The sequence below is a fragment of the Mesorhizobium sp. M4B.F.Ca.ET.203.01.1.1 genome, from assembly GCF_004791025.1.
GTDB lineage: Bacteria > Pseudomonadota > Alphaproteobacteria > Rhizobiales > Rhizobiaceae > Mesorhizobium > Mesorhizobium abyssinicae.
The window spans coordinates 1-285 of record NZ_SRUO01000285.1 but is presented as its reverse complement, the minus strand read 5'-3'; the positions used below and the strand labels follow the sequence as shown (position 1 = coordinate 285).

Below are 285 nucleotides of genomic sequence, written 5' to 3'. Positions count from 1 at the left end.
GTGACATCGCCGCGCGAGACCGGGGCGATCTGCAGGTAGGTCAGCGAGCCGCGCTGGTCCGGATGGCGCTCAAGATACCGTTCGAAGCCGAGGAAGCGCTCGGGCAGGCCCTTGGAATAATCCAGGCGGTCGACGCCGATCGCCAGCTGGCGGTCACGCAGGCTGTTGCGCAGGTTCTTCACCGCGGTCTTGGTGGCGGCGGTGCCGGCCGGCGTGGTGGTGTTTTGCGTGGACTGTGCCGACGCCAGTGTCGGCGCCAGGACAACGGCCAGCGCGATGCTCAGC

1 protein-coding gene is annotated in these 285 nt (G+C 68.4%); it reads right to left on the bottom strand.

Annotated elements, in window-relative coordinates; genetic code table 11:
- A partial coding sequence (locus tag EN846_RS34710; RefSeq protein ID WP_210236170.1) for a trehalose-6-phosphate synthase occupies positions 1-285 on the bottom strand: 285 nt, incomplete at both ends.